The following is a 15,257-nucleotide window of genomic DNA, read 5'->3' on the forward strand; positions in this document are numbered from 1 at the left end:
GTGTCCGGGTTGCTCTGGCGCCGCCGCCTCAGAGGACGGTTCCGGCGACCTTGGACAGCGACTCGCTCAGGGCGTTGACGGCGTCGGAGAACTTGCGCTGGGTGTCGGTGTAGGCGTTCTTGTCCGGGGTCTCACCGGCGTCCTTCTGGACCGAGGCGATGGTGGAGTAGTCCACGTAGGTGGGCTGGCCGTTGGAGGCCTTCCCGGAGACGTGGTTCGCGATGAGCTTCTCAACCGCCGTGAACTGGCCGGTGATCTTCTCGGCGAGCTTGGAGTCCTTCTTCTTCATGAGGTCCTCGACGTTGCCGTAGGCGACCTTGGCACCCTCGACGTTGGCCTGGAAGTCGTAGAGGTCGGTGTGGGAGAAGGTCTCCTCCTCGCCGACGATCTTGGAGCTGGCGACCTCCTCAAGGAGGCCGGAGGCGCCCTTGGCGACATCCTCGAGCCCGAGCTCGAACTTCTTGCCGCTGGCGCCGGTGATGTTCCCGTAGACGAGGTCGTAGAGCGACTTGGTGTCGGCGTTGAGCTGGTCGGCGACCTTCTTGCGGGAGGCGTCGTCGGCGAATTTGAAGGGGCTGGAGGAGTCCTGGGCCCACAGGTCGGCCTCGATACGGTGCCAGCCGGTCCATCCGGCGAGGACGTCCTTGTCGGTGACGGCCTTGCCGGCGCCGGCGGCGAGGTCCTGGACGCGGGTGTCCAGGGCGGCGTCGAGGTCGCCGGCCTCCTTGAGGCCGAAGGACTCGGCGGTGGGCTCGATGCGCTCGTAGTACTGGCGCGCCAGCGGGTAGAGGCTCTTGGCGGTGTCGGTGTCGCCGGAGGTGTAAGCGGTGACGAAGCCCTGGGTGGCGGTGAGCAGCTGGCCGGTCTGGTCGCGCACGTAGGCGGTGTAGTTGGTGACGGCGGCCTCGCGCGCCTTGGCCTCGTCGGCACTGATGTCGACGGCGGCGCCCTTGGTGATCTTCAGCTCGGTGACGCCCTTGAGCTCGCCGACCATGTTGGGCTTGCAGGCGGCGTAGTAGGTGCCCTCCTTGAGGGAGGTGGTGAGCTTCGTGGTGGTGCCGGGGCCGATGTTCTCCTGCTCGGAGACGATCTGGAGCTTGTCCTCGGTGAGGATCTCCAGCTCGTTGGGGGCCGAGCCGGAGTTGGTGATGGTGAAGGTGACCACGCCCGAGGGGAAGGAGGTCGAGGAGAGCTTGCAGGCGTCGTCGGTGAGGGTCACCGTGATCTCCTGGGGCGACCCGGAGCCGGAGGCGCCGCCCTTGGCGTTCTTGGGGTTGTCGGCGCAGGCGGCCAGGCCCAGGCCCATGGCGGTCAGGGGGAGCAGGGTGAGGACATTGCGTCGCTTGATGGTGGGCATGGTCTTTCCTTTGCGAGGAGTGGCGTGGACAGGGGTGGGGAGGGAGGTCAGGGGGTCGCGACGGCGTCGGCGGGCTCCTCGACGTCGGACTCCTCGGCGCTCGCGGCCGCCGGGGTGGCCTCGACTGCGCGCGCGGGCGAGGACCATCGGCCCGTAATCTGAAGGGTGAGGAGAACCAGGGTCGGGACGATGTAGACCCACCAGCCCACGACCTGCAGGACGGTGGGCTGGAGGTTGAACTGGAACATGGCCTGGAGCAGCACGTAGAGCCAGTGGAAGGGCGAGGCGCCGTCGGGCAGGTAGCGGGACAGGTCCCAGGCGTGGTTCGTGAAGCCGGGAAGAACATTCGCCTCCTGCAGGTCACCGACGCCGTAGGCGACGATGCCGGCGGCGACGACGACGAGGAAGTAGCCGGTCACGGCGAAGAAGACGCGCAGGTTGATGCGCACGGCGCCCTGGTAGATGAGGACACCCAGCACGATGGCCAGGACGAGGCCGGTAATGACGCCCGCCGTCGTCTGCATGGTGGAGCTCTCGATGCTGGAGCGCACGGTGGCCCACACGAACAGGGCGGTCTCGACTCCCTCGCGCCCGACGGCGACGACGGCGATCCAGACGACGCCCCAGCCGGAGCTGCCTGCGGACAGGGACTTGGACAGCGACCCCTCCAGCTCGCCCTTGAGCTCACGGGCGTTCTTCCCCATCCAGAAGATCATCCAGGTCACCATGCCGACGGCGACGAAGGACAGGGTGCCGCCGAGGATCTCCTGGGCCTGGAAGGTGAGGGTCTTGGGGCCCCAGGTCATGATGGCGCCGGCGACCAGCGGGATCAGCGCCGCCAGCCCGACCCCGAGCCACAGCTTGGGCAGGGCATCGCGGCGGTCGGCCTTGACGAGGTAGGCGACGATGATGCTGACAACGAGCGCCGCCTCCAGGCCCTCCCTCAGGGCGATGAGCAGGTTGGCGAGAAACACTCGACCTCCAAGTCACGAATCAATCTCAGGTCACGACGGTCAAGGTAAGCCTAGCCTTAGACGATCTCACCGCCAAAGAGTCCTGTTGATCGCGCTCCTGTGGGATGAAGCCCGGTTTCGCCGGTCACACCGGCCCGGGGCAGTTCTGGCCGACGACGTCGCGGCGCTCCTCGGGCTTGGCGAGCATGCGCTCCTGGATGGCGCCGGAGGGGGCAGTGGGGCGGGGCAGATCGTTCAGGCCGCGCGAGAGTCCATCACGGCCCAGCCACCCGCGCTGCGGGAGCCACCGCCCCATCGAGGACTTACTTTTGGCACCAGGACTGCGCTCTCCCCCAGATGACTGCGGGGAAAACGCAGTAGCCTGGAGGACAACGCAGTCCTCGATCGGAAAGTACGTCCTCGGCGCGAACCGCAGCCGCCACTTCGACCCACAACCGGCCGAGTCTGCCTACTCCACGAGGGTGGGGATCTACTGGCCAAGGCTTGTACGTACTGCACGAAGACCCCACCTACCCGGAGTGCACCCAACCCTCCTCCAGTGGCACCCGACCCTCGTGCTCTACAGGCAGGTCAGCACTCGACGTCGGCCCGGCCAGCCCGGCCCGCGGGCCCGCCCTCGGCTCAGCCGGCCTGCGGCAGGAGGATGGAGGCCCCCAGGGCGAAGGGGTAGCCGGGTTTGAGGATGCACTGGACGACCGGCTGCGCCATCTCCAGGACGCTGTCGGCGTCGAGCCCCTCCTCACCGTTGGGTCCGGCCTCGGCCACGAGGTCGGAGTAGGGGATGGTGAGGTCGAGCAGGGCCATGCCGTCCTGGTGGGTGGCGGAGTCCCAGGCGCCGCCCTCCATCTCCTGGAGCGTCCCCAGGTGGAAGCTCATGACGCCGCGGTCGTCGACCTGCGCGGGCACGGACAGGATGTGGTGCGGCTCGGGGTCGCGCGGCGCACGCAAAGTGAACACGATGATGCCGCCGTCGCGGGCGGCACGCAGCATGATGCGGCCGATGTGGATGCCGAAGCCGACGATGTCGAAGACCCCCTCCATGGCCTCCGCGTAGCTCAGCGGCGCCTGCAGGGGGATGGGGGCTCCCTCGCCGGGGTCGTTGATGGCGCGGCGGCCCGACGGCGTGGCGGCCTTGAGCAGCAGGAGCCGGCCGGAGTCGGTCAGGACACCGGTCTCGACGCGCTCCTGCCACCCGGCCGGGGCCTGGGCGGGGCCGGGCTCGGACTCCACCAGCCCCATGCCCAGGACGGTGGACAGGTCGGTGTCGTCAGCGGGCCGGTGCCAGGTAATGGTGGCGTCGTCGTGCCAGATGGGCAGGACCCCATTGAAGGGGATGCCGAAGCGCACGTGCTCGCGGTCGCCATCGACGGGCCGGGACTCGTCGACGTGACTGACGTGGCTGACGTGGCTGGTGTGCCGGCCGGACCGTGCCGCCGGCCCTGCGTCGCCGGCGCCATTGTCCTGCGGTCCTGCCAGGTACTCGCTCATGAGCCCAGCCTAACTGCCGCCCGGTCGCCCCGTGCGTTCGCACGGTCGGCAAGCCGCTCCTCCTTGCGGGCGTGCTCCCACTCGCGGACCTGCCGGGCCGAGAGCGCCAGCAGGGCCAGGACCTGGAGCGCGCTGGTGACGACCAGGCCGAGAGTCGCCTGCCGAACCCCGAGGCTGGAGACCTGAACCATGTCAGTGGCGACACCCAGGACGAGGGTCGCCATGAGGGCGATGCGGCTGCGCGGGTGCCCGCGCCAGGCTGCGACCCCCAGGGCGGCGGTGAGGAGCATCAGGCCGGCAGAGACCGTGGCGATGAGAGCGACGACGGCGGTAACCGCCCCCGGGTCCTCCTCCGGGAACGGAGCGGCCTCCAGCACCTGGGTGATGTCGATGCGGGCCACGCGCAGGATCTCGACCGTCATCGCGAGCCCGATGAGCGCCAGGGCGATGACGAGCTGGCTGGGGCGACGGCGGCGGGCCTGGTGGTCGGCCAGGCGGGCCTGCCGCAGGGAGAGCCCGGCGTCGGATCCGGGAACCACCTCGTTAAGGTCGAGCACGTGAAGGGCGCCGTCGGTGACCACCCGGTCCCCTCCCCCGTTCTTGTCGTGGTAGGAGGCGAAGAAGTCCGGCCAGATCTCCAGGTCGGCGGCCTCGTTGGCCCAGCGGACGTCGTCGACGACGTAGTTGCGCTCGATGTCGATATCGGCGTCGATCTTGTGGGTGACCTGGAGGGTGAGGGCGCTCAGGCCGACGGCGCGGTCGTAGGTGGCGGCGGCCAGCCAGTCCACGTGTCCGCCGCCGGGCAGCGACCAGCCCGGCGGGCAGTACCAGAAGCGGATGTGGTGGCGCTGGGCGGGGTTGCCCTCGACCTCCTTCTGGTAGGCAAAGCTCTGCTTGCGCCCGAAGAGCATGAGGCTGGAGACCGGGGCGGCCGGGTAGGAGCGGCGCAGCAGCGAGGAGACGATGATGCGCCAGGAGGTGCGCAGGGTGATGGGGTCGGCGCGCACCCAGCCGGCCGCGATCATCGCCTCGTGAATGTCCTCCTCGTCGCCCTTGACGGCGAGGTTGACGGGGTCGCCCAGGAGCCCGTCGGGGGTGCGGGTGCGGCCGATGAAGTAGTCGGGGACGTAGAGCCAGGTGAGGACCTGGTGGAGGCGTGGCAGGGCGAGGTAGGCCAGGACCGCCCAGAACAGCAGGGAGTTGACCACGAGGACCGGATCGAGGTGCCAGCCTGAGCCGATGAGCAACCAGGCCAGCCACAGCGTGGCGACGGCGGCGATGGCGAAGAAGACGGCGTCCAGGACGTCATCGATGCTCCAGGAGCGGGCATCGACCTCCGACATCTTGGACGGGCCGTCCCGGTAGACGGGCGGCGCCGTCGGACGGGGGCGAGTCACCTCGGATGACGTCATGACAGCACGTTACCGAAGTCGAGGCGCGCCGGAAGCCGACTGCGCGTCGTGGACCGCCGCCGGTGACGGACGGTCCACGACGACGCAGAACAACGGCGTCGCCCTGGAGTGGCCGGACGTGCGGAAGAGCTACTTGATGACGATGTCGTGCCGGTCGGAGTAGGCCTCGTAGGTCTTCCCGGTACCGTCGAAGGTCGTTGCGGGGCGGTTATAGACGAACACCATGTTGTCCCGCGTCAGGTAGTCGTTCTTGCCCCGCACCGGCTGGGCCACGAAGGGGACCCATCCGTCAACGCTCTTGGAGCCCGTGGATGCCGTGCCGGCCCCCACCGGCTCGAGGCCGGCGTCCTTGAGGTCCTGCTCAACCAGGGACACCGCCACTCCAGCGTTGAGGTAGTCCTTCTCCTTGGACTGGATTTCCTGGTAGGCGGTGACCTTGCCGCTGAAGGAGACCTCACCGCTGAACTCCATCTTGCAGTGAAGCAGGAAGATCTTGTCCTGGCTGCCCTTCTCCGTCCCCTTGAAGGCGGGGGCCGAGTAGTCGTAGACGATCTTGTCGCAGGTCTGGGTCAGCCCGATCGCCTGGTCCTTGATGACGATGGGATCAATGCTCTCCACCTTCTCACCGGTGGGCAGCGTCTCACCACCCTGAGGCGAGGAGGCCTTCGCACTGCTCGAGCTCGACGCCGAGCCGGTGGGTGCAGACGATTCCTTGCTCGATGCCTTACTCGAGGCTGACTCCGACGCGTCGGATTCGGCCTCGGAGGACTTGTCATCGCTCGCCTGCGAGGCCGTTGCCCGGCTTGATTTCTCCGAGTCCGTCCCGGCTTCCTGGTCTCCGCAGGCGGACAGGCCAAGAGACAGGGCCAGGGCGGCCACCGCTGCAACAGCCTTGATCGTGGATTTCATGACAGTACCTTTCGTTCCTTCGACACGGAGCAAGGGGCCGTAGCGCCGCGAAAAGCACCATAGCCCCTTACCCTCAACTCCGTCAGAGAAATGAGACGACAACAGTCCTCAGAAGGCCCGAGGTCGCTGGGAAGAGAATCGGATCCGCCCTACTTGAGCACGAGGTCCTGGGTGTCGGAGTAGGCCGCGTACTGCTTGCCGGACTGGATGCCCTTTCCGGCTGCGCGGTCGTAGACGATGCTGGTGGTGCCCTCGGAGAAGGGCTTCAGCTTGGTCGACTCCGTGACGGTAGCCATGGAGACCCAGCCCTCAACATGCGTGGATCCGGAGTCCTCGGAGTCGAACACCTCAAGACCGTCATCCTTCAGGTCGTCGGCCAGCAGCGCCCCGTACTCATCCGCCTTGTGCCTGGATTCCGTTTTGTCCTGGAGCGAGGTGGAGTCCACGATCGTGTTGCTGAAAGCAATATCTCCACTGAAGTCGAGCGTGCAGTGAAGCAGGTAGACCGTGTCTGAATCACGACTTGCCTTGTACTTCGGTGCGGCGTAGTCCTCGATCACCTTGTCGCAGGTCTGGGTGAGGCCGATCTCCTCGTCCTTGAAGGTCACCGGCTGGATGTTCTGAATGGTGGAGCCGGACTTGGTGGTCTCACCACTCTTGCCCTTGGCGTCCTGAGATTTCTTGTCATCCTTGGAGCCCTTGGAGTCCTTGTCCTCCTGAGAGTCATCAGAGGGGGATGCATCCGACTCGTCCGAGTCCGCCTTGGCGGAGCTGGACGCGGAGGCACCACCGGAGGAGGGCTGAGAGACCTCCTCCTCATCACAGGCGGACAGTCCGACGGCCATGGCGAGGGCGGCGACGACGGAGAGAGCTTTAACGGAGGAGCGCATGGGGATTCCTTTCTGGCACGCTGGGGACAACGAAAGTGTGCGCCAGGCGCGAACCCTCAGCCATGGGGAGGCTACCCGGGGGAGCGCTCCCCGTCTCCGCCCGGTCGCCTGCGGCACACGGCGACCCTCATAGGAGGTATCCAGAAGAAATCGAAAGTCGTGACGCGACGCTATCGAGCCCAGTCCGCAGAACTCGACGTCGACCGTGAGATGGGAGCCCCTGATTCAGTCAATTCTGAACGTCAGCGCTCGAGCCGGCGTCGCCGTCGGCACGCAGCCGGAACTCACCTTGACGCACCATCCCAAGGAGGGGCGGCTGCACACCCAGACGCATGGCAGTCGTATGGACTGACTCCCTGAGGTAGGGAACGAGTGCCATGAAAGCCACCTTCTCAGCGAACTCGACCTGAGCCTCCTCCGAGATCCGACCACCTGGCTCACTGAACCGGTACTCCGCTTCGAAGTCAGCGGCAATCTCAGCCTCACTGGTCTTCACCCGCTGCCGCACCCTGAAGACGAAGGACTTCCCCTCCTCTCCACCAATCATCGACTCCATCGAACTGGTTATCTCGGTGACCTCGGGGGCGGAAACGCGCCTACCCGCAACCTCGTAGGGCGTCACACGATTCAGCTCGAGAACTGGGAGCAGGTCTCGAGCAGTCTCGTAACGCCGATCAGCACTCATGCAGCCACAGAAAAGTCGTCGACAAGCGGAACTGTACGCCCGGCTTGGATCAGACGCGGATCGCCAGCGCTCGCCTCTACCGCCATAGGCCACCCTCCACCAAGTGTCTGAATGGGCGTCCAGCTCTCCGACTCGAAGGTCGTACGACCCCAGGTTGTGACACGATGCTCCACGCTCGCTCCAACAGCAAGCGCGTAGCGACGCAGGGTGGAGAGCCGAGGATCGTTATCTTGACTCTCGAAGGCGGCAACCGTCGGCTGCTTGACGCCCATCATCTCGGCAACGTCGCGCTGCGAGAGACCGGCCTCCTTGCGAGCCTGGATGAGGGCCCATCGCATCTCGTCATCGGCCTGAGCGAGTCGCGCCGAGTGCTCAACCAGCTCATCGAAGCCCCGCTCCTGGAGGGATACCTGAATCGAAGTCATAGACTATAACCTATCACAGATTGAGGCAGTGGAGGCAAGCCCTGGTATGGCCCCAGTTGCACTGCTCTCCCACGGTGAAACGTCGCTGGCCCTCCTCCATCACCTCGTTCTGCAGCTCACGTTGCCTGGCAACCGGCACATCCGTCTCCTTGCGGTGGATACGCACGACGACGACGTCTGGGTCGCCAGGCTCACCGTGATAGGCCCGCACCGCTGCATTCTTCTCCTTAGCGAACTTCCAGCGAAGCTCGAAGAGATCGGGCTGGGAAACGACCGGCGACAGGGCGGGAGGATTCTCCTCTGGCAACTTCCCTCGCGCCATCGCTCGCATACGCCCGAGGATCGCACCGACAATGTCCGCCTCTCGCTGCATTCTGGCCGGTCTCGACAGCCCCAGTGGCGCCACGACCTGCTGCGCGACGGAAGCAATCTCCGCCTGAACATCAACAGACTCAGCGTCGATGAAGCAGAAATGGATGCGAGCAGGAGCACCTTTTCGAGGACTGGCGCACACAGACCTCCGCTCAACAGAACGAGCCATCCGAGCTACTATCAGAACGTGTCGGCCAGTTGATCCACTCTCTTCATGCGCTCAGAAGTCCCAGTCCTCGTCCTGGGTGGCCTCGGCCGTGCCCATGACGTAGGAGGAACCCGAGCCGGAGAAGAAGTCGTGGTTCTCGTCGGCGTTGGGGGACAGGGAGGCGAGGATCGCCGGGTTGACGTCGACGGCGTCGGCCGGGAACAGCGCCTCGTAGCCCAGGTTCATGAGGGCCTTGTTGGCGTTGTAGCGCAGGAACTTCTTGACGTCCTCGGTCAGGCCGAGCTCGTCGTAGAGGTCCTCGGTGTACTGCTCCTCGTTGTCGTAGAGCTCCATGAGCAGCTCGAAGGTGTAGTCCTTGAGCTCGGCCTGACGCTCGGGCGAGGACTCGCGCACGGCCAGCTGGTACTTGTAGCCGATGTAGTAGCCGTGGACGGCCTCGTCACGGATGATGAGGCGGATGAGGTCAGCGGTGTTGGTCAGCTTGGCGTGGCTGGACCAGTACATGGGGGCGTAGAAGCCGGAGTAGAAGAGGAAGGACTCCAGCATGGTGGAGGCGACCTTGCGCTTCTCGGGGTCGTCGCCGCGGTAGTAGTCCAGGATGATGCGGGCCTTGCGCTGGAGGTTCGCGTTCTCCTCGCTCCAGCGGAAGGCCTCGTCGATCTCCGCCGTCGAGATGAGGGTGGAGAAGATCGAGGAGTAGGAGCGGGCGTGGACCGACTCCATGAAGGCGATGTTGGTGAGCACCGCCTCCTCGTGAGGGGTGCGGGCGTCCGGGATGAGGGAGACCGCGCCGACCGTGCCCTGGATCGTATCCAGGAGGGTCAGGCCGGTGAAGACGCGGGTGGTCATGTTCTTCTCGGCCTCGTTAAGGGTGGCCCAGGACTGCACGTCGTTGGACAGCGGCACCTTCTCGGGCAGCCAGAAGTTGCCGGTGAGGCGGTCCCAGACCTCGAGGTCCTTGTCGTCGGTCAGGCGATTCCAGTTGATGGCCTGGACGCGGTCGACCAGCTTGATGGGCTCGTGCATCAGTTCCTCCCGAGGTTTGGGTGATCCGGCCTCATGCTACCGATGAGACCGCCGGCCGGCAGTGACGCCCGCCCGAAGAGGGCTGTGGTGCCCGCCGCGCCGGGGCCATCAAGATTCAAACCACTTGGATGATACGGGCTCTTCGTGTTTGAGGGTGTTGTAGGCGGGGTCTATTGAAGTGCGTAGGCGGGGGGCGCGTCGTTACGCCGGGTAGGGGTCGAGGTCCCCCGATGATGGGAGCTGCTACACAACCGTCACGAGAGACCTCGACGTGCCTGAGACTACCTTCACCGGCCCTGATCTGACGACCTTCCTGGGGCTGGACGCCCTGGGGCTGACCGCGGTGGGCCAGCACCTCACGGCGGAGCGCGCGGTGATCGAGTGCCGTATGCCGATCGGGTTTGAGGACCCGTTCTGCAAGGCCTGCGGCGCCCAGGGGCAGGCTCGTGGGACAGTGGCCCGGCGCCTGGCCCACGTACCGGTGGGATGGAGACCCACGCAGCTGCTGGTACGCCTGCGGCGCTTCGCCTGCACCCACTGCCGCCGGGTGTGGAGACAGGACACCTCCAGCTTGGCTGAGCCCAGGGCGCGGCTGACCCGCTCGGCGGTGGAGTGGGGGCTGCGGGCCCTTGCCCTGGAGTGCATGTCGGTCTCCCGGGTGGCAGCCGCCCTGGGGATCTCTCCTGGCACACCGCCAACAACGCGATCCTGACAAGCGCTCAGGCCACGCTGTTAGACGATCCTCACCGCTTCGATGGCGTGGAGGTTCTCGGCGTCGACGAGCACGTATGGCGCCACACCAGGCGAGGCGACCGGTACGTCACCGTCATCATCGACCTGACCCCCGTACGCGACCGCAGTGGTCCGGCCCGGCTTGTGGACGTGGTCCCGGGCCGGTCCAAGAAGGTCCTCAAGACCTGGCTCTCCCAGCGCGACCAGGACTGGCGTGGGCGGGTCGAGGTGGTAGCCACGGGGCGGTTTCACCGGGTTCAAGAGCGCCGCCGGCGAGGAGCTCCCACAGGCCCGGGCGGTCATGGACCCCTTTCACGTCGTGTCCCTAGCAGGAGACAAGCTCGACCAGTGCCGCCGTCGCATCCAACGGGCGATCACGGGCCGGCGGGGCCGAGCGGGTGACCGGCTCTACCGGGCCCGGCGCACTCCGCTGACCGGGGCCGGCCTGCTCACCGACGCCCAGACCGAGCGTCTCGAGACCCTCTTCGCTGATGATCGCCACGCTGCGGTCCAGGCCTCCTGGGGCGTCTACCAGCGCCTCATCCAGGCCTACCGCACCGAGGAGGCGGGCCTGGGAAAGTACCTGACGCAACAGCTCATCGACTCCCTGAGGCAGGCCATCCCCGACGGGCTTGAGGAGATCCAGACACTGGCCAGAACCCTGATCAGCCGCAGCCAGAACGTCCTGGCCTACTTCGCCCACCCCGTACCTCCAACGACCCCACGTCAGGCGATCAACGGACGCCTGGAGCACCTACGCGGCATCGCCCTGGACTTCCGCAACCTCACCAGCTACACCATCCGCAGCCTCATCCACACCGGACGCCTCAAAGACCACCTGACAGCAACCACCTAAACCAGCCGACAAGCCCCACCTACAACACCCTCAAACACGAAGAGCCATGATACGATGGCGACATCAGGCTGCACCACAAAAGGCGAGCATTTTGACTGACCAGAGCGTAGTCGTCATTACCTTCACCGAGTCCTCCAAGGCGTACGAAGTTCTCAGTGACCTCCGCCAAGCCTCCGCGGAAGGGAGGATCGACATCGTCTCAGCACTCATCGCGGAACGCGAGGAGGACGGACACCTGCACATGGCGGAGGGATCGGACGCGACGATCGGCGAGGACACGGCAACTGGGGGCCTCATCGGCCTGATTGTCGGTCTGCTCGGCGGCCCACTCGGCATGCTCCTGGGATGGGGTGCAGGTTCCGTTATCGGAAGCCTGAGCGACATCGACCATGCTGACAAGCGTGAGACCATCCTCGGCGACCTCAGCGCCCGCGTCGCTCCCGGAACAACGGCCATCCTCGCCCAGGTATCTGAGGTGACGCCCGAGGTGCTTGACAACATCTCAACGAAGTTGGGTGGAACTGTGGCCCGCCGCCCCGTCTCCGAGGTGCTGGCCGAACTCGAGGCCGCCGAAGCAGCTGCAGAAGCAGCGGATCGCGAGGCACGCCGTACCATTCGCGACAAACGCCGCGAAGAGCGCAAAGAAGCATGGGACAAGCGAGTCGCTGATCTCAAGGAGCACTTCAAGCGCTGAGCACAACACTTTAAAGCGGGCTGCACGCATCGATGTCTCGATGCGTGCAGCCCGTCGTCATTGGCACTGGTGGGGAGAACGGTCGGCACGCCCCAAGGATGCAAGCCCTCTCGCAGATACCTTACGACGAAGCGTCCGGCTGCTGAGCGGCGGCAAGGATGGGCGCCCCCTTCTCAGGCGGGTCACCCTGACCGGCCACGGCACCGCCGTTCATGTCGAAGGCGACGACCTCAGAGTCGTAGTCGTCGTTCGGCGCGGTGGCCAGCTCAACCCTCTGAAGAGTCCGATTTCCCAGGACGGCCGCCAGAACCGGCGCTGCGGCGTCAACCTCCACACCCTTTCCGTACTCACCGAGTCCCCACACTCTCAACTGGGTCACCTGGTTGATATCATCATGCGCATCCAGGTCCACCGTCGCATCGACTCGCTTATCTGCCGGGATGGCATCAAGGACGCTCTTGATCGGCACGGAGGTGAGGTCAACGCCTTTGGAGTGAGTGACGTGACAATAGGATGAGCCCACATGAATACTCTGCTCGGTCTTGAGCGAACCCACACCGACAACCGGAGATGTTAGCGGAAGAATGAAGTTATCCGGAAGGGTTTTCACGCCTTGGTAGCGTAGCCGGATTTCATTCCAGGAGATCTCCACGCTCTCCACCTCCGAGGAGACCACCTTCATGGCAGCCGGCACGGCCCTCTCGGAGTCATCCATCGGCAGATGACAGGACATCGACGTCGCGCCCTGGGTCCATGTGACGTCAAGTTCCACCTTGTCGGAGTCAGCCAGATTCACTACTTCGTTTCGAGCATTGCGAATGATGGCGAGGACTGAATCCTGTCCGGGATCACCCTTGAGGTTGACGATCACATCCCAGCGATCATCGGTCACGAGCCCCGGATCCACATCAACCTCAACGGACGTGACACCATCAAGACCGGACAAATACTTGCGCACCTTCCTCTTCTTCTTACTGAGAGCCAGAGCGAAAGGTGAGCACCCGCCCACTCCGAAAGCAAGAGACACTGCACCCAGTGCCAGCACCTCACGACGTCGAATACTCATCAACCTCACTCCCCTTCCCTTCATCATGCTTGCATGTGCACGTCAGGCAGAGACGCTTTGGAGTCCGCTCCCCATCAGGACGCAGAGGCAACCACCTGTTGGGCGGCGGCAAGGATGGGCGCCCCCTTCTCGGGCGGGTCCCCCTGGCCGACCACAGCGCCGGACTTCATGTCAAAGCCAACCACCCTGGGCTGGACTTTGCTTTCCACCGAGGTAAGCAGCTCCACCCTCTGGAGTACCTGGTTTCCGAGTACTGTGGCGAGAACCGCAGCGTCGGGCTGAACATCCTCATCCTGCCAGTCCTTCACCCATTTCTTGAATATGAGACGGGCCTGGTGATTGTTGTAATCCTCCGCCTCCAGGCTCAGGACCGCTCCGTACCGCTTGTCGGTGGGGATGGCTTCCAGTGCACGCTTGATCGGCACGGATGTGAGGTCCTTGCCCTTGGCGTGGGAGATGAAGCAGTGAGACCGTCCAATGAGAATGCTCTGCTCGACTCTCAAGGAGGCGAGGCTCAGCACCGGGGAAGTGGGCGGCAGGATGAAATGATCCGGGAGGGTTTCAGTGGTGCGGTACTCGAAGGATATTCTCTCCTCCTCGATCTGGACTCGCTCCATGCCGGGCGATAACGCCTCCACCGTGGCGGATGCAGCCTTGTCGGCGTCCTTCATCGGCAAGTAGCAGAACACGGAGGTCTTTCCCTTGACCCAGGTGACAACCATCCTCACCTCATTGGCTCCGGTCAGGTTCAGCACCTTGGCGTAGGCGTCCCGCACAACTGTTACCACTGACCCCTTGGACGGATCATCTTTGAGCCGCACATCCACGGTCCAACGATCCGGCTCTGAGAACTCCGGGTGCACCTCTACCCGCGCGGACGCCACGGCATCGAGTCCAGAGAGGTACTGCTGCACCTTCCGCTCCCGCCTCTTGCGCGCCATGGCCATAGGCGAGCACCCAGCCACTGCGAGAGCAAGGGATGCGGCCGTTACGGCCAGGACCCGACGACGTCGCACGCTCATCAGACGTCACTCCGTCGCGTCGATAACACCTGGCGCAGTCTCCTGTCACAGGGAACCATCAGATTCATGCTCCCCTCACAACTAAGAGCCAGACTCCCGTGCTGCCGCCAGAACCTCCCTACCCTTTTCAGGTGGATATCCGGCATCGAAGTCACCCGATTCCATCTCGAAGCGCACCCCTTCTGTTCCACCAGAACTCCGGTCCGACACGGTTGAGACGTAAAGCGACTGAAGTGCCTGATTCCCTGAGACGATATTAAGGACCTTAGCGGCAGCAGTGACATCAAGACCATCCGACACCGTCCCAAAAGCAGAGACATCGAGCGTTGGCTTCTCATACACGTGATGATCGTCCGTTAACTCAACGGTGGCCTCATCCCGATATTTAGAATCGACAACATCCACAACCTCACGGAGAGGAACGGAGGTGAAGTCAACAGTGTCCGTACGCACCTTAATGGTCATACCATCGAGATCAAAACTGTCATCTACACCCACCCCAGATCGTGGCACCATGATGACATCAGTCGGGAACTCCTTGACGTCACCTCGACGCACCGAGATGTGATGACCTCCAACATTCATAGACTTCAAACTGGGCTTCGCGAGATCCCGAAGATAATCGAGCGTCGCTTCATCCTCCCCTTTCTCCGAAAGAGACCACGACACCGAGACGCCATTCTGCTTCCACGACACCGACAGCGAGAAGTATGTCTTCCCCACGGCCCCCTTGACCCGACGATAGGCGTCTTTGAGGACGGCGAGAGTCTCTTCTCTTCCGGGATCATCGTTGAGACTGATCAGCACCGTCCAAGAATCACCTATCTCGAAATTGGATTTTACCTGCGCGTTCACTGACTTGACGGCATCGAAGCTCTTCAAGGACTGCGTAATCCGACGGCGAGCCCGAATATTTCCCGGAGCCAGCGACCCGCAGCCCGACATCGCCAGCAGCGTCAACGACCCGACACCCGTCAGAATCGTGCGTCTCGGGAGGCTCCGTCCGCCCGCCAGCCCCATCACAGCGGTACCGATTCACTCGAACGCGACAGGAAGAGCGCAATGAACAGGAACCGGATGATGCTGCGTCGACGATGAGCCATGGCGCCACCGTAGGGCCTCACCCCCGGCGCACGGGATGGGGATCATTCCCCTGTCCGGCCGCGGGGCTGCTGGGGCG

General features: G+C 64.6%; 15 protein-coding genes and 1 pseudogene. 2 read left to right on the plus strand and 14 right to left on the minus strand.

Features of this window, described 5'->3' with window-relative positions:
* Window positions 1-28: 28 nt before the first annotated feature.
* From efeO to nrdF, 11 genes are all read right to left on the minus strand, one after another.
* Window positions 29-1,357, minus strand: a complete 1,329-nt coding sequence (gene efeO, locus AXE84_RS04670) for an iron uptake system protein EfeO (RefSeq protein WP_060957031.1) — start codon at window positions 1,355-1,357, stop codon at window positions 29-31.
* A 47-nt stretch (window positions 1,358-1,404) separates the two neighbouring features.
* Window positions 1,405-2,331, minus strand: coding sequence for an iron uptake transporter permease EfeU (gene efeU / locus AXE84_RS04675; RefSeq protein ID WP_060957032.1), 927 nt, complete (start codon window positions 2,329-2,331; stop codon window positions 1,405-1,407).
* A 124-nt stretch (window positions 2,332-2,455) separates the two neighbouring features.
* Window positions 2,456-2,626, minus strand: coding sequence for a hypothetical protein (locus AXE84_RS12980; protein WP_167542040.1), 171 nt, complete (start codon window positions 2,624-2,626; stop codon window positions 2,456-2,458).
* Window positions 2,627-2,952: 326 nt separating this feature from the next.
* Window positions 2,953-3,819: a hypothetical protein gene (locus tag AXE84_RS04680; protein ID WP_236750156.1), complete on the minus strand. Its 867-nt coding sequence runs from the start codon at window positions 3,817-3,819 to the stop codon at window positions 2,953-2,955.
* Window positions 3,816-5,231, minus strand: a complete 1,416-nt coding sequence (locus tag AXE84_RS04685) for an LssY C-terminal domain-containing protein (protein WP_236750157.1) — start codon at window positions 5,229-5,231, stop codon at window positions 3,816-3,818. The genes AXE84_RS04680 and AXE84_RS04685 overlap by 4 nt, the downstream gene beginning before the upstream one ends.
* A gap of 129 nt (window positions 5,232-5,360) precedes the next feature.
* Entirely contained in the window at window positions 5,361-6,140 is a 780-nt protein-coding gene (locus AXE84_RS04690; protein WP_060957033.1) for a hypothetical protein, read from the minus strand.
* A 149-nt stretch (window positions 6,141-6,289) separates the two neighbouring features.
* Complete coding sequence (locus tag AXE84_RS04695) at window positions 6,290-7,030, minus strand: hypothetical protein (protein WP_060957034.1); 741 nt, start codon at window positions 7,028-7,030, stop codon at window positions 6,290-6,292.
* A 229-nt stretch (window positions 7,031-7,259) separates the two neighbouring features.
* Entirely contained in the window at window positions 7,260-7,652 is a 393-nt protein-coding gene (locus tag AXE84_RS04700; protein WP_060957035.1) for a hypothetical protein, read from the minus strand.
* Window positions 7,653-7,711: 59 nt separating this feature from the next.
* Window positions 7,712-8,140, minus strand: a complete 429-nt coding sequence (locus AXE84_RS04705; protein ID WP_060957036.1) for a helix-turn-helix domain-containing protein — start codon at window positions 8,138-8,140, stop codon at window positions 7,712-7,714.
* A 13-nt stretch (window positions 8,141-8,153) separates the two neighbouring features.
* Window positions 8,154-8,681: a hypothetical protein gene (locus AXE84_RS04710; RefSeq protein WP_150116249.1), complete on the minus strand. Its 528-nt coding sequence runs from the start codon at window positions 8,679-8,681 to the stop codon at window positions 8,154-8,156.
* Between the two features lie 51 nt (window positions 8,682-8,732).
* Window positions 8,733-9,707: a class 1b ribonucleoside-diphosphate reductase subunit beta gene (nrdF, locus tag AXE84_RS04715; protein ID WP_010612846.1), complete on the minus strand. Its 975-nt coding sequence runs from the start codon at window positions 9,705-9,707 to the stop codon at window positions 8,733-8,735.
* A gap of 271 nt (window positions 9,708-9,978) precedes the next feature.
* On the opposite strand from nrdF, the pseudogene AXE84_RS04720 reads away from it, so the two are divergent.
* Both AXE84_RS04720 and AXE84_RS04725 read left to right on the plus strand, forming a co-directional pair.
* Window positions 9,979-11,295: pseudogene (locus tag AXE84_RS04720) on the plus strand (ISL3 family transposase).
* Window positions 11,296-11,386: 91 nt separating this feature from the next.
* Window positions 11,387-11,989: a DUF1269 domain-containing protein gene (locus AXE84_RS04725; protein WP_060957038.1), complete on the plus strand. Its 603-nt coding sequence runs from the start codon at window positions 11,387-11,389 to the stop codon at window positions 11,987-11,989.
* A gap of 121 nt (window positions 11,990-12,110) precedes the next feature.
* Here the strand turns inward: AXE84_RS04725 and AXE84_RS04730 are convergent, their stop codons facing one another.
* The 3 genes from AXE84_RS04730 to AXE84_RS12525 all read right to left on the minus strand — a co-directional run bounded on the left by AXE84_RS04730 (window position 12,111) and on the right by AXE84_RS12525 (window position 14,959).
* Window positions 12,111-12,947 (minus strand): hypothetical protein, encoded by an 837-nt coding sequence (locus AXE84_RS04730; RefSeq protein ID WP_311372649.1) that lies wholly within the window; start codon window positions 12,945-12,947, stop codon window positions 12,111-12,113.
* A 182-nt stretch (window positions 12,948-13,129) separates the two neighbouring features.
* Window positions 13,130-13,996, minus strand: a complete 867-nt coding sequence (locus AXE84_RS04735; protein ID WP_396136784.1) for a hypothetical protein — start codon at window positions 13,994-13,996, stop codon at window positions 13,130-13,132.
* A gap of 162 nt (window positions 13,997-14,158) precedes the next feature.
* A complete protein-coding gene (locus tag AXE84_RS12525; protein WP_236750159.1) occupies window positions 14,159-14,959 on the minus strand; it encodes a hypothetical protein in 801 nt (266 codons plus the stop codon).
* Between the last annotated feature and the right edge of the window lie 298 nt (window positions 14,960-15,257).

The sequence above is a fragment of the Actinomyces oris genome, assembly GCF_001553935.1.
GTDB lineage: Bacteria > Actinomycetota > Actinomycetes > Actinomycetales > Actinomycetaceae > Actinomyces > Actinomyces oris_A.